Genomic DNA, 16,945 nt, shown 5'->3' with positions numbered 1-16,945 from the left:
CGACGGGCGACACGAAACACACAGCGACACAGAACACGCAAGGAGAATCCGTCATGAGCAGCACCGACATCCCGAACGAAGCCGTCATCACGTCCTATGCGAAGGCCCCGGCCCGCACCGTCAGTGCCGGTGGCGTCACCTACGCCTACCGCGAGCTGGGACCGAAGGGCGGCATCCCCGTCGTCTTCTTCGTCCACCTCGCCGCGACCCTGGACAACTGGGACCCCCGCATCATCGATCCCATCGCGAAGGGCCGTCACGTCATCGCCTTCGACAACCGCGGTGTCGGGGCGTCCACCGGCCAGGTGCCGGACAGTGTCGAGGCGATGGCCGACGACGCCTACACCTTCGTCAAGGCGCTCGGGTACGACAAGATCGACGTCTTCTCCTTCTCCCTCGGCGGCATGGTCGCCCAGGCCCTGGTGGTCAAGCACCCCGAGCTCGTCCGCAAGCTCGTCCTCACCGGCACCGGGCCCAAGGGCGGCAAGGACATGGACAAGGTCGCCCGAGTCACCTACTGGGACATCCTGCGTGCCACGTTGACCCGTTCGGACCCGAAGGAGTTCCTGTTCTTCAACCGCAACGCCACCGGCAAGCCCGCCGCACGCGCGTTCGTCAACCGGCTCAAGGAGCGCACCGTCGACCGCGACGCGGACATCAAGACCAAGGCGTTCCAGACACAGCTGAAGGCGATCAAGAAGTGGGGGCGCTCCGCCCCCGACGACCTGTCGTCGATCACGCAGCCCACCCTCATCGCCAACGGCGACAACGACCGCATGGTGCCGTCGGTCCTGTCGGAGGACCTGCACCGGCGCATCAAGGGCAGCGAGCTGATCATCTACCCCGACTCCGGGCACGGCGGCATCTTCCAGTACCACCAGGAGTTCGCCCCCGTAGCGGTCGAGTTCCTGGCCCGATGACCACCACCTGACCAGGAAAAAGGGGCAACATCATGAGCACGTCACTGGTCGCTGCGCCCCCGGAAGTGAAGAAGCCTCTCACCTCCTCGATCCTGCTGTGGGTGCGCACCGACCAGCCCCGCCAGACCGGCATGGACCACTGGAAGGGCCCGCACTCAGGGATCATCTCCGCCACCCCGGGCCTGGACGAGTACCGGCAGATCCACCTCGCCGAGCACAACCCGGGCCTGTGGCCGGCCATCGACGGGGTCCAGACCGCGATCCCCGCCGACCGGAAGATCGACGGCGTCGCGGAAGTCACCTTCCAATCGGTGCTTGCACCCCTGAAAGGGCGCAAGCAGACGAAGCTGGCCTACGCCGACGAGATCAACGTGTTCCGCCGCACCCTGCTCTACGCCGGCCCGCCGAACTCATCCCGCTGGTACGACGTCGCAGGCCCCGGACAGACGGTCGGTGCCCGCGCGCTGATCTACCTTCGCCGCAGAAACGGGGTCGTCTCCGGCGCCTTCCGGAAGTTCGTCAACGAGCAGCTCGCCCCCACGCTCGCCGGCACCGGAGCGCTGACGGAACTGCGCACGCAGACGTTCCTGCCCTGGAGCGAAAAGCTCTGGGACACCCCGGACGTCGCCCACGACAACCCCCAGGACCAGCACTTCCACGCCTCGGTCAGCCTCGGGTTCGCCGACACCGCAGCACGGGACGCCTTCTTCACCGGCAACGCGATCGAGGACCTGTCCAACCGTCTGGCACCGCAGGTCTCCGCGATCCACGCCTACGACGTCACCGCCGCCCTCACATACGTCAGGAACGGCGACATCCTCCCGCACTACGAGGAGTGAGCGGCGCGGGCTCTGCTCAGCAATGCATCCGCGCCATGCTTCCCCGCCCTCCTCGCGCCCCCGTAGCCGTCTGACACCCCTCACACATCCGAATCCGTATCCGGAGCCAGCCATGAGCGAGCACAGCCCCATCCGTTTCGAGCGCACCTCACCGCAGATCGCGAAGATCACCTTCGCCAACCCGCCCGTCAACCTCATCACCGGCGAGACCGTCCTGCGCCTCATCGAGATCGTCGAAGAACTGGCCACCGACCCGGACATCCAGGTCGTGCTGTTCGACAGCGCCACCCCCGACTTCTTCTACAACCACTTCGACCTGGCTGCCGCCGCCGACTTCCCCGCCCCCGAGGACCCGGAAGCAGTGCCGGCATGGACGAATCTGGTCCTGGAACTCTCCAAAGCGCCCTACATCACCATCGCGGCCATCCGGGGACGCACCCGCGGTGGCGGGAACGAACTCGCCCTCGCCCTCGATCTGCGCTACGCCAGTCATGAGAAGGCGATCTTCGGACAGCCCGAGGTCGGCAGCGGACTGCTGCCCGGCGGTGGCGGCGCCGAACGCCTCCCCCGGGCCATCGGACGCGACCGCGCCCTGGAAGCCATCCTCACCAGCGACGACTACGACGCCGACACCGCCGAGCGCTGGGGCTGGGTCACCCGCGCCCTCCCCGACAGCGAACTCGACGCCTTCGTCGGCACCGTCGCCGCCCGGCTGGCCTCCTTCGACCGCACCTCACTCGCCTCGGCCAAAGCCCAGATCAACCGGGCATCCCTGCCCCCGGACGCGGACCTGGTCGCCGCGTACGGCGAGTTCGCCCACTCCCTCACCCTCCCCGGTTTCCTCACCCGGGCCGCAGGCACGCAGGCCCTCGCCGAACAGGCCGGCATCGACTTCGAATACCGTCTCGGGCACCACATCGGCGTCGCCAACCAGCAACGCTGACACCCGGCAGGAAGCGAGCACGTACGCAGCAGATGCCGCGGCCGTGCTCGCTTTGTCGCGAGTCCCATCTGGGTCGTCGTACGCCTGCCCGATGGAGGAGGGGAACGATGGCGCGAAGCCCGGTCACCATCGAGGACGACCGACGGATCGGGGCTGCTGCGGACGCGGTGCGGTGTTCGACGTCTTCCGTACCGTGGTCCAGGGCTCACCACCCAGTGGCGCGGTTTGTACGCCGACAGGGCTGCGGGTGGTGTCGGGGAAGTGTCCTTGGCGGTCGCTGGGTGACTGCACCGATGGTGCCGGGCTGCTGATCGATCGGACTGCTGCTTGGGCCGACTGCCGATACGACGGTGCACGCCTCCGCGATGCCGGCACACCGTTCGAACCCCATGGATCAAGCGGTCCCGACGTCAGGAGATCACATCGGGACCGAAGGACAAGTTCAGGCGTTCGTGCCGCGCAGGTCCGGGTAGAGCGCCTCGACCGGGCCGCTCAGAGCCGCCTTGACCCCCTGGGTCAACTCGTCGGCCAGGACCTCGTACTCGCCGGCCTCGACCGCGTCGTAGACCGTCGTCACCAGCTGCGTCGGCAGCATCTTGGGTCCCTCGGCGTGCGCGGCCATGTCGGTGTCGACGTAGCCCATGTGCACACCCGTCACGTGGACGCCCATGGGTGCGAGCTCGATGCGCAGAGAGTTGGTGGCCGACCACAGGGCGGCCTTGGACGCGCTGTAGGCGCCGCCGAAGGCGTACCAGCTGGCAACGGAGTGCACGTCGATGAGGATTGACCCCTGCTTGGCGGCGAGGATCGGTGCGAAGGCGCGGGCAAGGAGGACTGGTCCGAAGAAGTTCGTCTCCATGTTCGCCCGGATGTCCGCCTCGGTGACGTCCAGCAGGCTCGCGCTCGGCGGGGTGGCGCCCGCGTTGTTGACTAGCACGGTGACGTCCGCCGCGGCGGCGACGGCCGCGTCGATCGACGCGCGGTCGGTGACGTCAAGGGTCAGGGGGACGATGCGTTCGTCGTCCCAGGCGCGGGGGGAACGGGCGGTGGCGTAGACCTTGGCGGCGCCGCGAGCCAGGGCGTCGTGGACGAAGTGGGTGCCGATACCGCCATTGGCGCCGGTGACGAGGACGACTGCTCCATCGAGGGAGGGCATGGGTGTTCCTTCGTTCCAGGGGGATGTGAGGTGCGTGGCTCTGCACGGGTGGAGCAATGACTGCTCGCCCTGCCATGGGAGAATGAGCACAGCCATATTCGAGCCCACGCGGTAGCGAGTGTAATCATAACTGACTACAGTCAGAATCTATTCCGGAGGACACCGCCATGTCTGTCGCCCCCCGACCGGTCGGACGGCGCGAGCGGAACAAGCAGGAGAAATTCGACCGCATCGTCGCCGCCGCCACGGAGCTGTTCGCCGAACACGGCGTCGACGACGTCACGACCCAGCAGATCGCCGACAAGGCCGACATCGGCACCGGGACCCTGTTCCTTTACGCCAAGACCAAGGGCGAACTCCTCCTGCTCGTGCAGAACGCCAAGTACATCGAAGCGCTCGAGCAGGGCCGGGCCGACGCCGAGACCGTCCCCGGCGTGCTGGACGCGGTGATGGCGATCGTCCGGCCGATCGTCGAGTGCAATCGCACCCAGATCGACAACGGACGTACCTACCTGCGAGAGATGGTCTTCGGCGACCCCGAGGAGCCCCGGCACGGTGCGGCACTCGCCATCGTCGCGCAGACCGAGGAGGCCGTCGCCGCCGTGCTCCGCCGAGACGAGCGGGTCGCAGAGGGCGACGCCGCGACGCTGGCACACATCGTGTCCGCCGTGATGTTCCTCAGCATGGCGGTGAGCGTGAACATCGGCTTGAGCGTCGAGGAGATCCTGCAGGACATCCGGGGGCAGGTCGACGTCCTGCTGCCTCGCTGAAGCGCGGCCGCCCTCCGTCCCAGGCGATCATCAGGATGGTTTTCGGCTACGCCATGGCTCTGATCCCGACCGCCGCGACCGGGCGGCGGCTGTGGTTCGATCGGCGGGATTCCACCGCACCTGCATCTCGCCGGCGTTCACTCCGGAAGCAGTTCATCGGCCCGTTCGGCGACCTCTTGCCGTAGCGCGGCCCACAGGGCGCGCACGGCGGCGTGTGTCACCGTCTCCCGGCGGACGGCCAGGGTGATGGGGAGCCGGATGTCGATCTCGTCGGGGAGTAGCCGGCGCAGTTGCGTCCGCTGGGTCAGGAAGGCCGGAAGGACGCCGATGCCGGCTCCCTGCCGGGTGGCTTCGAGTTGGGCGAAGACGTTCGTCGAGGAGAAGGCGGGGGTCATGCCGGGAAGGTGGCGCTCGATGTCGAGGTCGCCGACCTGCAGCATGGACTCGATGTAGAAGATGAGCGGGTGCTCGCGCAGCTCCGCCAGCGACTTCGGCCGGCCGTATTTGGCCAGGTAGTCGTCGCAGGCGTAGAGCCCCAGCGTGTAGTCGGTGAGGTGCTCGGTCACCAGGCGGCTGCTGGAGGGAACGCCGATGACTACGGCGAGATCGAAACCGGACGGGCGCAGGGCGAGCTGCCGTGTCGCGGTGATGAGTTCGACCTGGAGCTGGGGATGGTGGCGGCGCACCCGTACGAGGGCGGGCGTGGCGAAGGCGGTGCCGAAGCCGTCGGGCGCGCTGACGCGCACCGTGCCGTGCAGGTTGGTGAGTCCTGGCCCTCCACGGTGTCGACGACGCGGTCGATGGCCTCCTCGATCACGCGCGCGCTGTCCGAGATGGCTCTTCCGATCTCCGTCAGCGTCCATCCGTCCGGGCCGCGTTCGATGAGGCGCAGGCCGATGCTCTTCTCCAGCGCGGCGACACGGCGTGACACGGTGGTGTGGTCCACCCCGAGTGCGTCGGCGGCTGTCACCAGGCGTCTTTTCCGGACTAAGAAAACGATCACGATTCGGCGCCCTTTAGCGCGCGAGGAAGGTGGCCCTCGGGGAGGATCGGAACGGCCAGTAGCAGGAGCGGTCAGCTGCCAGTGAGCTGGTTCGGAACGCGGCCGGAGGCTCAGAGCTCCTGCAGATCCGGGATGTGGTTGTAGAGGGTGCCGGGGCTGACCCCGAGGAGCTTGGCGATCGAGGTAATCGAGTTCGCGGGGTTGGGCTGTATGTCGCGGGCGGCGCGGATGATCTCGGGGCCACGGTGGGCCGACCGCCGACCCGGCCGCGGGAGCGTGCGGCGTCCAAGCCCTCGCGGGTGCCGGAAACGATCGGCTCGCGGATGAACTCGGCGAGCGCGGCGAAGACGCGGAAGACGAGTCGGCCGCCGGGGTGGGTGTCCAGGGACTCGTGCAGCGAGCAGAACCCGATCACCCGGCGGCGCAGTTACCGACCATGTTCCCCAAGTCCTTGAAGGAGCGGCCGTAGCGGTCGAGCGCGGGGACCACCAAGGTGTCGCCGACGGCGAGGAAGGCGTGGTCGGCCTTGAGCTCGGGCCGGAGGTCGTCCTTGCCGGACTTCTTGTCGGCGAAGATGCGTCGGCACCCGGAGGCGGTGAGTGCGTCGATCTGGCGGTCGAGCTTTTGCCCGCCGGGTTCCCGGATCCGAACTTGGAGTGCACACAGATTTCTTGCCATAACTAGTTTGTGATGCAAAGCTGACGGCATGACAGACGCATCGACGTCCTCTCCGGGCACTCCCCACGAAGTCCTCGCAGGCCTCGGCGACCTGACCCGCCAGGTCCGTGCCGCGCAGCGCGGCACCTGGTTCCCCCTCCTGCTGCTGGGCGTTCTCACACTGGGCGGGATCCTGGTCGGCCGCTTCACCTTCAAGGTCGAGACCGTTGCCTGCCCAGCGGGTGAAGCCGCGGGCAGCGGCTGCACCCTGGTCACGCAGGGCTCGGCGGTCTACTGGCCCCTCGGTCTCGCCCTGGCCTACGCCGCGACGGCGTTCTTCTACATCCGCCGCTCCCGCAACCGCGGCGTCGGGACCCGGGTCCGGCCCTACGTCCTGACGGGGATCGTCTTGGTCGCCCTGGCGAGTGCCACCGCGATGTGGAGCCTGCGACACGGGATGCCACAGCTCGGCGAACCACTCGACTTCTGGGGCCTGCACCTCGACCCCGCTTCCGAGGTGACGAGGTTCCTCGAACGGCTCGCCGGGAGCGCCATGGCCGTCGGGCTGCCACTGCTGGTGCTGGCCTGGGTGGAGCGCAGCCTCGCCTTGCTGCTGCTCGCTGTGGTGTACCTGGCCATCGAGCTGGTGCCGCTCACCACCGGCTGGTCGGGGATCCCGTTCACCTCGCCGTGGTCCGCTCTGCCCACCTTCGGCATCCCCGGCGTGCTTCTCCTGCTCGGTGCCCTCGGTTTCGGCCTGGCCGAGCTGTCCGGCAGGCGCAACGCGTCATGACCGATCAGCCCGAGCAGCACCCCGTCACCGGCCTGGACGACGTGGTCCACCAGCGCGTGCGCCTGGGCATCCTCACCGTTGCCCACCAGGCGCGCCGGGTCGAGTTCGGCTTCTTGCGCACGGCGCTCGGCCTCACTGCCGGAAACCTCAGCCAGCATCTGTCCGTGCTGGAGAAGGCCGGGCTGGTGGAGATCGAGAAGGGCTACGAGGGCAAACGTGCCCGCACCTGGCTCTCCCTCACCCCCGCGGGGGACCGCGCCCTGCGGGACGAGGTAACCCAGCTCAAGCGACTCATCCACCAGATCGAGCACGGCAGCTCAGCCCCAGAGTTTTGATCCGCATCCCGGCGAACCGTGGTGAGCCGTGAGCGGCTCCCGCCGACGTCCGGCGGACCCGGACAGCACGCCGAACATCGTCCAAGAAACCCAGGGAGGACACGTGACCATCACACCGGTCACCACGACGGACATGACGCGCCGTCGCATGCTCGCAACCGCACTGATAACGGGGGTCGGGGCCGCCGTGCCGATCAGCGCAGCGCGCCAGGCGTGGGCGGCTCCGACCGCCCCCGGTCTGTCGCGGCTCACGCTGCCCAAGCCCACCGGGCCGCACCCAGTGGGCACGGTGCCGCTCCACCTCGTCGACACCTCGCGTCCGGATCCTGCGGCCGGCCCAGGACATCACCGCGAGCTGATGGCCAGCGTCTGGTACCCCGCTTGCAAGACGAAGGACCTGCCGCGTGCTCCCTGGATGACCCAGGGTGCGCTGCGGGCGATTCTGGCGGACGTCGGCTTCCCCCTCGATCCCGCCCTCGGCCCACTCACCGCCGCACACATGGGCGCACCCGTGCACCAAACGGACCACCGCCTGCCCATCCTCGTGTACTCGCACGGCGCGGGCAGCCATCGCGGCGACCACACCATCATGGTCCAGGAACTCGCCAGCCACGGCTACGCCGTGGTCACCGTCGACCACACGTACGACGCGTTCAGCGAGTTCCCCGACGGCCGACTCACCGTGCCGGCAGAGGCCCCGCCGTTCCTGGGTCCCCGGGACTTCGCCACGGACCTCCGGTTCGTGCTCGACACCGTCGAGGCCATGGCCGCCGGGCACAACCCCGACGTCGACGGCAGGCCACTGCCCCAGGGACTGCCCGGCGCCCTCGACCCGAGGTGCATCGGCGCGTTCGGCTGGTCGAAGGGCGGCACCGCCACCGCGCTCACCATGCTTGCCGACCAGCGCGTTGGCGCCGGGCTCAGTATCGACGGTCCGATGCAGCCGACCATCACCACCGACCTGGACCGGCCGTTCATGATGATGACCGCCTCGTTTACCCGGGCTGCCATGCCGGACGTCGCCGAGTTCTGGACACACCTTCGCGGTTGGCGGCTGAACATCCAGGCCGACGGGGCCATCCACCAGACGTACGGCGACGACGCGACACTGATCCCGCAAGCGGGCAAGGTCCTCGGCATGACGAGCCAGCAGATCCAGGACATGATCGGCACCCTCGATCCGGCTCGGGCGGTCCGGATCCAGCAGGCCTACCCGCTCGCGTTCTTCGACCGACACCTGCGACACCGCCGGGGACATCTGCTCGACGGCCCGAGCGCGGCCTTCCCAGAGGTGAAGTTCATCCCGTAAGAAGCGTCGGGCCGCGCATTGCGCGGTCCGCCCAAGACTCTCAGGAATGCCGTCGCCATCCGGGCGCGGCCTTCGCAAGGCCGGCTGTCCGCGTCCGCGCAGCCCTTCCGTTGCGCGATTGGCGCTCCTATCACTCGCCGTCGTCCTCCCCGCCGGTCGAGGGTTCGCGCAGCGGCCTGCGGCCGGCCTCCTGCGGACGGAAAAACGCATAGCGGCCGAGGAAGTTGATGTGGTCAAACTGCAGCGGTGACAGGCGAGCCAGCAGGTCGTCGGTGCCGGGGAAGCCGCCAGCGGCGAGTTGCTTGACCGCCCGTCCAGGTAGAGGCTTTTCCACAGCACCACGGCGTTCAGGGCCAGTCCCAGCGCGCCGAGCTGGTCCTTCATACCCTCGTGGTAGTTCTGCCGCAGCTCGCCGCGCTGACCCAAGAAGATTCCGGGCCGCGGACCAGGCCAGTCGACCGCCACCGGCTCCGGTGGTTCCACCCTCGACGCGGTCAGCGGCTGGCGGGATCGGCCTGCCGCCCGGACCCGTGGGGAGGTGCAGGCAGCCGAACGAGATCAGGCGCATCGGGTGCATGCGGGGACTCTCCTGGGGGTGTGGGAGTGGCGGGTGGGTCGGTGAAGACGGGCATGCCGAGGTCGACCAGTTGGGGTCGGCCGTCGGCCGGGGCCCGGCTGAGGCTGTTGAGCTTGGCAGTGGCGGCGTCGAGACTGACCTGGAGTCCTTCGACTTCGCCGAGCCAGCCGTTGCCGCGAGCTTCGCGGGCGCGTTCGCGGAGGTTCTGGATGATCTCGATGAGGCGGCCCCGTTGGCAGGGGTCGATTTGGAGGACAGGGCAGCGGATGCAGGCGTGTTCGTGCTTGCAGGGAGTGCCGTAGGGCCGTCCACAGGTGCCAAGGGAAACCTTGCGTAGCTCGAAGTGCTGCTGGAAGTCGCGCCACTCCTGCTCGGAGGGCTCGCGGTACTCCTCCTGGGGCCGGTCAGCCCTGCGCCGGTCCAAAAAGCTGCGGTAGGTCCGCACCAGGTCGTCCTGGAAGACGGCGAGGTATGCCTGGGTGGTGGTCAGCGTCTTGTGACCGAGGATTCGCGCGGCGATGTGGACGGGCAGGCCGCCCGTGACAGCTTCGGTGGCGAACATCCGACGGAAGTCGTGCGGGGTGTAGCGCAAGGGCTCGCCCGCGGCGGCGTCGCGCAGCCCGGTCGCCACGAGGGTGCGGTCGAGGAGGCGCTTGATGCTGGTCTCGTTCATGACCTGCGCCTGCCAGTAGGGCCGACGCTGGAAGAGGTGAGGGAGCTGCGGGCCGGTGACGCGCTCGTGGTGGTCGTAGCGGGCAACCAGTGGGATCCTGCCGTCGTTCGCGTCACGTAGGCGCTTGACGATGGTGGCCAGGACACTAGCCAGCTCGGGGCTGACGAGCAGAAGCCGTTCCTCGTTGCTCTTGGACGGCACGATCTGAAGCAGCGGGACGATCTCGCCGGTCTCGGGGAGCTTGTAGGAGACCAGCGCGAGATGAGTCAGCTCGGTCAGTTCCTCGGCGCGGACACCGGTGTGGCGGAGGGTTTCGATGGCTGCCCAGGCCCAGAAAGCGTCGTCTTCGACAACACTCTGGTTGATCCGACGACCTGTGCTGCCAACCTCCTTGATGTAGACGTGCTGGGAACCGTGGTCCAGGCGGCTGGGGATCTGGTTGACCTTGGGCAGGATGCGCAGGTAGCGGGTGCCTTCGTGCTCGAAGACCTCTTCGAAGGGGGTGGCGCGGGCGGCTTCCAGCAGCGCGGCCGCTTCGCGCCGGACGCGCTCGGCGGTCTCCACCAGAAGCGGCAGGTGTGGCAAGCGTTCACGGACGCGCTGGTGCATCCGGGAGTGGACCTGGGCGATGATCTTGTGGTTGCCCGCTCCGTCGCCGCGGGTGATCGGGCTGGGGACCGCCCACTGGGCCCAGAACGGGTCGTCGTGGGCCCATTCCTGGATGTCCAGGTAGAAGCCGCGGACACGCATCATCACGTCGATGCGGGAACGGCGTTCACGCACCTGGCCGCTCTTGTCGGTGTAGGTCGTCAGACGTTCCTTCCAGCCGTCGACCACGTCCTGGGGTAGGCGCAGGGTGTCGATGCCAGGGTGGTGGGCCTCGATGTCCGCCCAGAAGATGCCCGCCAACTCGCTTACCAGCCCGCGGAAGGTTCCGTAGTCGACGCCCGGTCGGCGTTCTTCGAGGTAGCGGACCAGCATGTTACGGACGGGGTTGGACTGGAGGTTGTAGGCGTCGACCAGTTCGGCGGTGGGCCGCTGGCCGTGCCGCAGCGCGTCCTTGAGGGTGTCCTTGGAGTCGATGACGCCGATGCCGCGCAGCAGGTCCCAGGCGGAGTGCGTGCCCACGTAGGCTTCTCCGCGGTCCCGGCGGGCGACAGCCCGCAGGTGGAAGATGTCCTCGCTGGTGAGTTCTTCGAGGTCACGCCCGGTGTGCAGGATGATCGCGGAGATCACCCGTAGGCCCTCGTCGATGTGTCGAGGTGTCATGCCGAGTTCGGCCCCGTACTCGCGCATGCGATCGAGTCGGCCGGCGGGGAACATCCGCTGAACGTCCTTGAGGAGCGTCAGGGCCTTGAAGCGGCGGAGGAACCCGTGGCGGGGCAGCACGATCTTGCTGATCATGAGGCTGTTCAGGCCCAGGAGGATTTCGCTGCGCCGCGTCTCTTCGCAGCGTGGATCGCCCTCGGTCAGGGCGCTGACCCACTCTTTGCTGCGGTCGGCGTCGGCGGCGCGCCAGCGTGCCTGCCAGCCTTCCCCGGGGTGGGTCAACAGCCAGTCGAGGATCTTGCCCGCTCCTGCGAGGCGTCGAGCCCCAGGAGCGACTCCGCGGCAGTACGTTCTCTGCGGCCAGGCCCGCAAGGTGGGCAGCAGGGCGAGGACTTCGTCTCGGCCGAGCTGGTCGTGCGGGCCGATGCGGCCCTCGTCAGCCTTCAGGTCGTGCTCGACGAACAGCGGTCGTGGTGGCGTCGGGCCGGTTCCGGCCCGGCGGATGGAATTGGCGCGACGGGGTGCCTGGCGGGTCATGCCGCACCCCCGCCGAACAACACGTCCAGGTCGCTCGCGTCGTAGCCCGCCGCGACGGGTGGGGCGGGGCGCTTCGCCCGTTCCTTGAGCTCGGCCAGGTGGTCCTGAACGCGTCGGATGACCTGGGACTCTTCTTCCACCAGGTAGACGTCGGCCGTCGTGCTCAGGTGGGCGTGGCCAAGGATGGTCTGCACGTCCCGCAGGGACAGGCTCTCGTCGCGGGCCATGCGCAGGGCGGCGGTGTGGCGTAGGTCGTGAATCGACCAGTTCGTACCCAGCAGGGCGTTGACCCTGCGGAAGACGGCGCGCAGAGCCTCGTAGTTCATGGACTGGTAGGCCAGCCCCTCACCGTGATCCCGGCGGCGCAGGGTCCACCACAGCGGGGCCCGGGGATCGGTCGGCGGTCCCTCGGCGAGGTAGAGACGAGTCCAGACGAACGCCTCCGGGCTGGCGGGCAGCCACTGCTCGGCCAACGTGCCCTTGCGCACGACCCGCATGAGCTGATCACCCCAGTCGAGGTCGACTCCGCGGACACCCAGCAGCTCGGACGCGCGGGCGCCGTTGCTGACCGCCAGCGCCAGGATCGCCCGGTCCCGGTTTGAGCGCAGGGCCCCGAACAGCTCGTTCCACCGCTCGTCCGGCATCTGCCGGGGCTTGCGCCGGGGCACCTTCGGGTTGTAGCGCAGCCGTCCCTCGCCCCGTCGGAAAGGCTCCAGCGAGTTGTGATGGGCATGCGGCCGGCGCCGATCGGATCGCGCCAGCGGCACCGGGTTGACAAGCGGGCCGCCGCCCGATTCGATCCAGAAGTCGTAGAAGCTGCGCAGCACCGCGTTGCTGTGCCGAATCGTCCGCGGCTTGTAGCGGTCGTCCAGGTACGTCTTCTTCGTGATCGGATTCGTGGTGCCCGCGGTCAACGCGGAATGTGTACGCGCCGATCTGCGCGGCTTCGTCGCGGCCCTGAGCCACAGCACGAAGTCCCGCACCTCCGCCGAGGTCGCGCGGTTCCACTCGACATCGATCACCCGTAGCCACCGCCACCAGCGCAGCAGGTCGTAGGCGTAGCTGCGCACGCTGCCGGTTCGGTTGTCCCGGGCGATGAAGTCGATCAGGAACCTGCGGACCGGCTGCACGGCCTTCCCCTCCTCATCGAGGACCAGCCAGGGCACGACGCCTGGGTCTGCAGCCACCCGCCCCCACTGCGGAAGCTGGATGGTGCGGACGTCACGGGATTGCTCGTTCAACTCCGTTGCGCTCCTTCGTCGTCGGGATGCACAACGTCTACCGACTAGACCAAGCGGGGGATGCGTACCCGTCCGGCGTGTCCTTCCGTTGTCCGGTCAACGACTCCGGTACGGGAGACCGCGAGCAGGTAGCGCAGGTCGTCCGCGCGGAGTCTGCGCGGATCGATGGAGCGAGGCGAGCCGGCCGGCCGTGGAGCGGGGCTCTCGTCCGGGGAGTGGGGATGCACAGTCCCACCGTATCTGCGTTTCTGCACAGTCGGTGTGCGCCATTGGTGGTTGTTTGCACACGGTGCGGGGTCGCACAGTCGGGGCAGCGGGCGCGACATGCTCCGCTGTTCTTGCCGAAAGGGCCGCCATGGTTGCCAGCCTTTCCCTCCCGCGGATCCTGCGCGTCGGCGGCGGTGCCGTCGGCGAGCTGGGTGACGTCGTTGCAGGGTTGGGCCTGCACCGCCCCTTGCTGGTGACGGACGCGTTCCTTGCCGGGACGGGTGTGGCGGAACGCCTGATGTCGACGCTGAGGGATGCCGGGCTACAGCCGTGCCTGTTCGCCGGCACCGTCCCGGATCCGACGACCGACTCGCTCGAGGCGGGCCTGGCCGTGCTGCGGGAACACGGGGCGGACTCGGTGATCGGGTTCGGCGGCGGCAGCCCGATGGACACTGCCAAGGCCCTCGGCCTGCTGGGCGTCCAGGGCGGCCGGATGCGGGACTACAAGGCCCCGCACACCAGCCTCGGCCCGGCGCTTCCGGTGATCGCGGTCCCGACCACTGCGGGCAGCGGCTCGGAGGCCACCCAGTTCACCATCATCACCGACAGCGCGACGGACGAGAAGATGCTCTGTCCGGGGCCGGCGTTCCTGCCGGTCGCCGCCGTCGTCGACTTCGAACTGACCCTGTCGATGCCGGCCCGGCTGACCGCGGACACCGGTGTCGACGCGCTCACTCATGCCGTCGAGGCGTACGTGAGCCGCAGGGCCAATCCGTTCTCCGAAGGCCTTGCCCTGAACGCGATCCGGACCATCGGCCGCCACCTCCGCCGCGTCTACGTCGACGGCGGAGACGTCGAGGCTCGCGAGGCGATGATGCTCGCCGCGACCCAGGCCGGCATCGCCTTCTCCAACTCCAGCGTGGCGCTCGTGCACGGCATGAGCCGTCCTATCGGCGCTCACTTCCACGTTGCCCACGGTCTGTCGAACGCGATGCTCTTCCCCGCGGTGACGGCGTTCTCCGTGCCCGCCGCCGAGAGCCGGTACGCCGACTGCGCCCGCGCCCTCGGAGCCGCCACCGACGGCGACAGTGACGCCATGGCCGCCGAGAGGTTCGTGGAGGCGCTCCGTGACCTGTGCAAGGATCTTGAAGTGCCCACCCCTCGGGCCCACGGCATCGACGAGGACGAGTGGTTCCGCCTGTTGCCCCTCATGGCAGAGCAGGCGCTCGAGTCCGGATCCCCGGCCAACAGCCCCGTCGTACCCACCGCGGACGAGATCCAGGATCTCTACGCCCAGATCTACGCCTGACACCCGGCGAGTGAGGAACCGTGATGGCCACGACAGTCAGGTCCACGCGGAGTGCGAGATGACGAGCCATGACTGATACCGCTGCGGTCGAGGTTCTCACCGACGTGCACCGAGGCGTCGGCCGGATCCTGCTGAACCGGCCCAAGGCGCTCAACGCCCTGACGACGAGCATGGTCGGCGCCATCGACGGCGCACTCGCCGCACGGGAGCACACCCGCCTGTCCGCTGTGGTGCTCGCCAGCACCAGCACGAAGGCGTTCTGAGCCGGCGGAGACATTCGCACGATCCGAGAGCACAGCCTTGCCGGGGATGCCGCGGCCAGTGAAGGGTTCTTCGCCTCCGAATACCGGCTCAACGCCCGGATCGCCGAGTATCCCGTCCCGATCGTGTCGCTCATCGACGGCCTCTGTATGGGTGGCGGTCTGGGGCTGTCCGTCCACGGCGGCTTCCGCGTCGTCACCGAGAGCGCGGTGCTGGCGATGCCCGAGACCGGGATCGGGTTCTTCCCGGACATCGGGGCCAGCTACTTTCTGCCGAGGCTGCCCGGCGCGATCGGCATGTACCTGGGACTGACCGGGCACCGGCTCGACGCGGCCGACGCCCTGTACACGGGGCTGGCCACACACTTCGTCCCCAGCGACCGGCTCGCCGCGGTCGCGGACGCTTTGGCCGACAGCCCCGGTGACCCGGTGGACGTCGTCCTGAACCGTCTTGCCGGCCGTTCCCCGGTGGCGGAGAGCAGGCTGGCGGACGTACGCGGTGACGTGGACTGGGCGTTCGGTGCGCCGACCCTCGGCGAGATCGAGAAACGCCTGCACCACCTCGACGCCCCCTGGGCCGCAGCAGCGCTGGCCGCCCTGGAGGGGGCCTCGCCGCAGAGCCTGGAGATCACTCACGCCTTGCTCGCGCGGGGCAGGCAGTACACGTTGCGCGAATGCCTCGCCATCGAACTCGCTCTCACCCGCACGACCATCCGCACGCCGGACTTCCTGGAGGGCGTCCGTGCGGCCCTGGTCGACAAGGACTGCAGTCCCCACTGGCAACGCGCGTCGCACGGCGGACGGACGCTGCAGTCCTGAGTAATTCCGCGGGGTCGGGAGGGACGCGGAGCCGTCCACGGCGCCGGTGCGTGGTCGATGCAAGCCTGTCAGGCCCTGTCCGTCATGAGCGGCGATTACCGCGAGCCGTAAGGGGATTTCGCCTGGCGCGGTGAAATCTCCGTCTCTCCGCCTCGGCGGGCTCGCATAGGCGCAGTGGTTCGGAGCCGTGACCCAGCCTGACGCGCAACGGGTGCGAGGTATCGACCACGGCTCGGGGCGGCGTAGCGGCCCGGCCTGATCTCAGTCGCCGTCGGGCACCATCGAGACCACGACCTTGCCGGCCTTGGTGCGGCCCTGCTCGACGTACGCCATCGCCTCGAGCGTCTGGTCGAACGGGAAGGTCCTGTCGACGACCGGGCGGAGCTTCCCGCTGTCGTAGAGGGCGCTGAGCTTGCGCAGCTGGGAGCCGTCGGCCCGCATGAAGAGGAACTGGTAGCGCACGCCCAGCGCCTTGGCCTGCTTGCGGACCTTGCGGCTGAGCGTGTTCATCACCAGGCCCATGAACGAGGGGGCGCCGAGCTGCTTGGCGAACCCGGCGTCCGGCGGGCCGACGACACCGATGGCCAGACCGCCGGGCCTCAGCACCGTCAGGGACTTCTCGAGGTTTGTCCCGCCCAGGGAGTCCAGCACCAGGTCGTAGCCGGACAGCACCTTGGAGAAGTCTTCCTTGGTGTAGTCGACGACGACGTCGGCGCCGAGGCTCCTGACCAGCTTCTCGGTGTCGGTGCCAGTCGTCGTCGCCACTGTGGCGCCGAGGTGCTTGGCGAGCTGGATGACCGTCGATCCGAGGCCACCGGCACCGGCGTGGATGAGTACCTTCTGGCCCGGCTGCACGCGGGCGCGGTCGACGAGGATCTGCCAGGCAGCCAGGGCCACCAGCGGTACTGCGGCTGCCTCTTCAAAGGTGAGTGAGGCCGGCTTGGGCGAGACGTCGTCCTGGTCGATCGCGATGAACTCCGCGAAACTGCCGATCCGCAGGTCGCGGGGACGGGCGTAGACCTCGTCCCCCACTTCGAAGCCGCGTACGGCGGAACCGACACGCGTCACGACGCCGGACACGTCGTGGCCGAGGGTGAACGGAAGCCTGTACTTCAGGAGTTGCTTGAACTCTCCGTTGCGGACCATCTTGTCCAGCGGGTTGATGCTGGCGGCGCTCACTCTGACCAGGACGTCGCGGTCCCCGACGGTGGGCTCGGGTACCTGTGCGGCGCGGGCGCCGTTCTTGCCGTACTTCGCGACGACGAATGCCTTCATGCCGGCCGCCTTTCTGGGAGGCCCCGCTTCGCGTGCGCGGCCGGGTTGATGTG

At 68.6% G+C, this 16,945-nt stretch carries 14 protein-coding genes and 3 pseudogenes; 9 read left to right on the top strand and 8 right to left on the bottom strand.

Translation table 11 applies throughout. The features are described 5' to 3' along the window. Positions 1–53: 53 nt before the first annotated feature. From ACFY16_RS17460 to ACFY16_RS17450, 3 genes are all read left to right on the top strand, one after another. Complete coding sequence (locus ACFY16_RS17460) at positions 54–920, top strand: alpha/beta hydrolase (protein ID WP_316783518.1); 867 nt, start codon at positions 54–56, stop codon at positions 918–920. Positions 921–952: 32 nt separating this feature from the next. Beyond that, positions 953–1,759, top strand: coding sequence for a strictosidine synthase (locus tag ACFY16_RS17455; RefSeq protein ID WP_316783516.1), 807 nt, complete (start codon positions 953–955; stop codon positions 1,757–1,759). A gap of 112 nt (positions 1,760–1,871) precedes the next feature. Beyond that, positions 1,872–2,702, top strand: coding sequence for an enoyl-CoA hydratase/isomerase family protein (locus tag ACFY16_RS17450; protein WP_316783514.1), 831 nt, complete (start codon positions 1,872–1,874; stop codon positions 2,700–2,702). Positions 2,703–3,144: 442 nt separating this feature from the next. Here ACFY16_RS17450 and ACFY16_RS17445 read toward each other — a convergent pair whose 3' ends face one another. Then, positions 3,145–3,858, bottom strand: coding sequence for an SDR family oxidoreductase (locus ACFY16_RS17445; RefSeq protein WP_351613369.1), 714 nt, complete (start codon positions 3,856–3,858; stop codon positions 3,145–3,147). Positions 3,859–4,025: 167 nt separating this feature from the next. Between ACFY16_RS17445 and ACFY16_RS17440 the strand changes: the two genes are divergently transcribed. Beyond that, complete coding sequence (locus ACFY16_RS17440) at positions 4,026–4,628, top strand: TetR/AcrR family transcriptional regulator (protein WP_390647978.1); 603 nt, start codon at positions 4,026–4,028, stop codon at positions 4,626–4,628. 137 nt (positions 4,629–4,765) lie between these two features. Here the strand turns inward: ACFY16_RS17440 and ACFY16_RS17435 are convergent, their stop codons facing one another. From ACFY16_RS17435 to ACFY16_RS17425, 3 genes and pseudogenes are all read right to left on the bottom strand, one after another. Further along, a complete protein-coding gene (locus ACFY16_RS17435; protein WP_390647977.1) occupies positions 4,766–5,374 on the bottom strand; it encodes a LysR substrate-binding domain-containing protein in 609 nt (202 codons plus the stop codon). A 104-nt stretch (positions 5,375–5,478) separates the two neighbouring features. Beyond that, positions 5,479–5,631 (bottom strand): annotated as a pseudogene (locus ACFY16_RS17430) (LysR family transcriptional regulator); the annotation flags it as partial. A 13-nt stretch (positions 5,632–5,644) separates the two neighbouring features. Continuing rightward, a pseudogene (locus tag ACFY16_RS17425) lies at positions 5,645–6,309 on the bottom strand (recombinase family protein). 28 nt (positions 6,310–6,337) lie between these two features. Here ACFY16_RS17425 and ACFY16_RS17420 point away from each other — a divergent pair. From ACFY16_RS17420 to ACFY16_RS17410, 3 genes are all read left to right on the top strand, one after another. Next, positions 6,338–7,081 (top strand): hypothetical protein, encoded by a 744-nt coding sequence (locus tag ACFY16_RS17420; RefSeq protein ID WP_390647976.1) that lies wholly within the window; start codon positions 6,338–6,340, stop codon positions 7,079–7,081. Then, positions 7,078–7,416, top strand: a complete 339-nt coding sequence (locus ACFY16_RS17415) for a winged helix-turn-helix domain-containing protein (protein WP_390647975.1) — start codon at positions 7,078–7,080, stop codon at positions 7,414–7,416. Before ACFY16_RS17420 ends, ACFY16_RS17415 begins: the two co-directional genes overlap by 4 nt. Before the next feature lie 103 nt (positions 7,417–7,519). After that, positions 7,520–8,725 (top strand): alpha/beta hydrolase family protein, encoded by a 1,206-nt coding sequence (locus tag ACFY16_RS17410; protein WP_390647974.1) that lies wholly within the window; start codon positions 7,520–7,522, stop codon positions 8,723–8,725. A gap of 130 nt (positions 8,726–8,855) precedes the next feature. Here the strand turns inward: ACFY16_RS17410 and ACFY16_RS17405 are convergent, their stop codons facing one another. The 3 genes from ACFY16_RS17405 to ACFY16_RS17395 form a co-directional block, all read right to left on the bottom strand. Further along, a complete protein-coding gene (locus tag ACFY16_RS17405) occupies positions 8,856–9,059 on the bottom strand; it encodes a Tn3 family transposase (RefSeq protein WP_390647973.1) in 204 nt (67 codons plus the stop codon). Between the two features lie 160 nt (positions 9,060–9,219). After that, positions 9,220–11,781 carry a tyrosine-type recombinase/integrase gene (locus ACFY16_RS17400; RefSeq protein WP_390647972.1) on the bottom strand — a complete coding sequence of 854 codons (2,562 nt, stop codon included), beginning with the start codon at positions 11,779–11,781 and terminating at the stop codon, positions 9,220–9,222. After that, positions 11,778–13,022 (bottom strand): tyrosine-type recombinase/integrase, encoded by a 1,245-nt coding sequence (locus ACFY16_RS17395; RefSeq protein WP_390647971.1) that lies wholly within the window; start codon positions 13,020–13,022, stop codon positions 11,778–11,780. The genes ACFY16_RS17400 and ACFY16_RS17395 overlap by 4 nt, the downstream gene beginning before the upstream one ends. Positions 13,023–13,377: 355 nt before the next feature. On the opposite strand from ACFY16_RS17395, the gene ACFY16_RS17390 reads away from it, so the two are divergent. Together ACFY16_RS17390 and ACFY16_RS17385 are read left to right on the top strand one after the other, a co-directional pair. Then, the gene (locus ACFY16_RS17390) at positions 13,378–14,538 is read left to right on the top strand and encodes an iron-containing alcohol dehydrogenase (protein ID WP_390647970.1); all 1,161 of its coding nucleotides are present in this window, start codon (positions 13,378–13,380) and stop codon (positions 14,536–14,538) included. Positions 14,539–14,606: 68 nt separating this feature from the next. Next, a pseudogene (locus tag ACFY16_RS17385) lies at positions 14,607–15,617 on the top strand (enoyl-CoA hydratase/isomerase family protein). 261 nt (positions 15,618–15,878) lie between these two features. On the opposite strand, the gene ACFY16_RS17380 reads toward ACFY16_RS17385, so the two are convergent. Next, positions 15,879–16,892, bottom strand: coding sequence for an NADP-dependent oxidoreductase (locus ACFY16_RS17380; RefSeq protein WP_390647969.1), 1,014 nt, complete (start codon positions 16,890–16,892; stop codon positions 15,879–15,881). Positions 16,893–16,945 lie beyond the last annotated feature (53 nt).

Source organism: Streptomyces sp. NPDC001315 (assembly GCF_042896175.1).
GTDB lineage: Bacteria > Actinomycetota > Actinomycetes > Streptomycetales > Streptomycetaceae > Streptomyces.
Note: the sequence above shows the minus strand (reverse complement) of the source record. Positions and strands in the feature narration are given on the sequence as shown.